Here is a 3,459-nt window from a genome sequence, read left to right as displayed (position 1 = left end):
CACCCCTTTGCTTATCACGTTTGATAAACATGGCGGCAGCAAAAGGACTTGCGGGTTTAACACTAACACCCCCATCACTATTTGCCACCCGCACAAAGGGATCAATCAGGTAACAAAAGCGTGAGGAAAAATCTGCACGATAGGCAAGACTTTCTTCCGCATTTTTACCACCCGTATCAAACACGGCAATCGCTTGTAGCTTTTCTGCCACCTGTTCCAAGGCATCCGCCACGGGGTTTTTACCATTATCAAGGCGCCCTACACTATAAGCCGGTGCCAATAAAATCCCAGGCTCTACCCCTAAATGACCTCTAGCATGCGATAAAGCATGCACACCGGTCAAATGAGCGTTTGATCCCACCATCTCAGTTTGTGTCTCAGCAATGGTTGATTTTTCTTCCACTCGCACAAGAATAATTTGTGCCTCAATCCCTTGCGCACGCACGGCATTGATAACATCAAGAGCTGTGCCTCTTGTCCCAAGCTTTTGGATTTTCTCACCCTCATGTGTAAAAACTAACACAGGCTCGTCGAGGGGAAAAACTTGGTTGTCAGCATCAGGGGCTGTGACAACCGCACCAATAGCGGTCTGATCAAATGTTGCTAAGGGACGGGAATCCTCACCAGCCTCTACAATGCGTATCCCATGATTAAATTCTGTTGCCATCTTGCTCTCCAAATCAATGAAGAGAGAATAACAACCATCACCATGCTCCATAAGCCTGACACTGTCAGTCAAAAAAGCCCTTTCAAAGGGCTTTTAAAGAGCGATAAAAGGACTTAAAAACATATAAGCCTGCTTATAGAACAGCTATCCATTTGACTTCTGTCATATCTTGGTTACTTGTGCATCCATTTATTCTTTCCATAATCTTATAAGAACAGCGCCATCAGCTCCAGCACCACTTGGAGAAGAATCGTCATGAGCACCAGCACCGCCACCACCAAAACCACGCCCCGCTTTTCCTGAACTATAGGAACCTTTGCCTAGTCCTCCAGCGCCACCACGTGATGTATCACCTCCAGCATCGCCTCCATTCCCACTTGTTTTACTCGTAATTCCATTCGTTCCAGCATAACCATTTCCGCCTTTGGCGATTCCTAGATGTTCGTCTGTTGCTAAACCAAAGTTTCCACCTGTACCTCCAGCGCCACCAGTGCCTGAATAGAAGGTAGTCGTACTACCACCAAATCCCGTGTGAGATTGATAGGCAGAAACACCCCCACCCCCCTTTCCTCCTGTAGCGGTAATAAAATTCTTTCCAACGGCTGTTATTCCTCCAGACTTACCTGTTACAGTCCGCCCTGAAACAGAATCTCCTCCTTTACCAATAGCGATATTCTCATGACCCTTTAAACTCGCTTTATAACCATACCATACCGTACAACCGCCACCGCCTCCTAAGTAATAAGAATAACCACCCCCACCACTGCCGCCGCCACCCCAGGCTGTAATTTCGACTTTGGTTTTATCCGTTACCCAGTCTGGCCATTGAATTTTCCCATCTTGCGTATACAGCAATTCAGCATCAGCAAGAGCCAGCCAATTTGTGATTTTATCGATCAAATCTTTTTTAAGACTCTTTATCCCTGCCAAGATGGCTGCATCCACTTGCGCCTTGGTATAAACAACATCACCGTCCACTTTAAGCGGTCCTTTAAGCGAGCTTCCGGTTGTGTTTAGACTGCTAACGACTTTGTTGTTATGGATAAGGTTAAACGACGAATTACCCAACAGTTCTAAGCCACCACTCATAGTGACTTTGCTGGTAAATTTATTATAACTTCGCCATTCATTTGGGCTTGTGAGGTGTCCATAGCTTGTGAGGTCTTCATTAAGCTTGGCTCTAAATTTATCGAGCCCCACAATATCTTCAATCTTATGTTGATGAGAGCCAAGCAAAGATACAGCACTGCCAAAGGTGAAGTTATTATTGCTTGATTTATAGAGAACATAATCGTTGGCTGCATCTTGTGCTCCCTCGATATCGCTTAAATCAGCAAATGAGAAGGTTTTATCGGCTGACATTTTGCCTTTGAGAGCCGCTTCAAGGTCTGCAACATCACTTATGCTATGCGTGTGTTTTGAAGGCGCTTTTCCCTCTACCTTTTCCTCAATATCAACAATGGCTTGATCAATTTTGGTCAAGTTTTCCCGCAAGATTGGGAATTCAGAACTGATAAAGCGTCCTTCTTTAGGCAATTCCATGTCGAGTTTTTTGGTTTTTGTCATCTCTCATTTTCCCCTCATAATATACCAGCGCCAAAATCGCTCACCATAGACCGTGCCGCCGGTCCACCGGTAAGGGTCAATTTCAAGCGCGCTTGTTTGGCTGTTTTATCACCACTGATAAATTTGCGCTCTGTCCAAAGCGGTTCAGCGAGTTGCTCTGTTTCCTCTAATTTCAAAGGGGTGAAAGCACCATCATCCAGTTGCATCTCCAGTGAAAAGGTTGCACCGCCCGGTAAAAATGTTTTGATATAGCTCGTTAACCTTGCCTTTTCTCCAAAGGAAAAAGCACGGGTGACATAACTGGCTTCCTTATGAATCTTCCCTGCAATCAATTGAACAGGAGCAAACAAAACAGGTGAGAGCTTTTCGGTGCCTTTGAGAATGGCGCGAAGCTTTATCTTTTCACTGATATATTCGGTAAGACTGAGTAATTGAAAGGGTAGAAGTTGATAAACCGTGCCGTTGTTTCGTTCAATTTCAAAGATGACAGAACAATCGCTTGAAGGCAATTCAATGGCTGCACGGATTTGCAAATCAGAGCAGTCCACAAGATCAAAAGTGCCAAGATCAATGGTTTTTTCTGTTTGTGTGTAGCGGGCTGCCAACACTCGAAAGGCTAAAGCCTCATCTTGATGAGCAGTCCAGCTTTGTGCGTTAACTGAAGAAAATCGTGGACCGGTCACGTAAGGGTGGCTTGAAACATATCTCTGATGTTCTGCATCAAAATCCCCAAGCTTTGCCAGTGAGACAGAATGATTACTATCATCTGTCTTAATAACAAAAGCCGTTAAGCGATCATCGGGGACAAGAAGTGGTACATCATAGCGTGCCTCTGCCCACCCTAGCTTTGCGCCCTTCATAGAATAAAAGCTTTGCGCTTGGATATCGGCGGTCGGATAACCGTTTTCAGTGGTGACCAAATCAATCACCAAATCATGGTTTTGATTACCGATTTTGCAAAGATGAAAGTCAATACCGGTGATTTGCCGTGTTTCATCGGGTGTAAAAACTTGTGCTTGTGGATCCACTTGTGTCCATATTTTTACTGTGGTGGTGCGTCGCATCACTTTCACATCAATCACACCTTGCCCAGTAAAAAGCCCTGTTGCAATGGTTCCACCTTTTCCCCGTGCCACAACGTTTTTTGTACCAGCTGTAATATTTTGTGGAATCGTGAAAGCGCCTTCAAGAGCGCCATCGGGAGATGTAAAACAATAATAGATTTT

At 44.9% G+C, this 3,459-nt stretch carries 1 protein-coding gene and 2 pseudogenes; all 3 read right to left on the bottom strand.

Annotated features, from left to right (window positions below; translation table 11 throughout):
• Positions 1 to 667 (bottom strand): annotated as a pseudogene (locus ACFIJR_RS08745) (phage tail protein); the annotation flags it as partial.
• Positions 668 to 856: 189 nt separating this feature from the next.
• A complete protein-coding gene (locus ACFIJR_RS08740; RefSeq protein ID WP_375654033.1) occupies positions 857 to 2,233 on the bottom strand; it encodes a Bgr_08870 family protein in 1,377 nt (458 codons plus the stop codon).
• Between the two features lie 14 nt (positions 2,234 to 2,247).
• A pseudogene (locus ACFIJR_RS08735) lies at positions 2,248 to 3,459 on the bottom strand (DUF4815 domain-containing protein); the annotation flags it as partial.

The sequence above is a fragment of the Bartonella sp. OD88NMGDW genome (genome assembly GCF_042193775.1).
Classification (GTDB): Bacteria; Pseudomonadota; Alphaproteobacteria; order Rhizobiales; family Rhizobiaceae; genus Bartonella; species Bartonella grahamii.
Note: the sequence above shows the minus strand (reverse complement) of the source record. Positions and strands in the feature narration are given on the sequence as shown.

Excerpts from the sequence above, each read along its gene's own strand:
- ACFIJR_RS08740 (WP_375654033.1), bottom strand. The coding sequence starts at position 2,233 with ATGACAAAAACCAAAAAACTCGACATGGAATTGCCTAAAGAAGGACGC.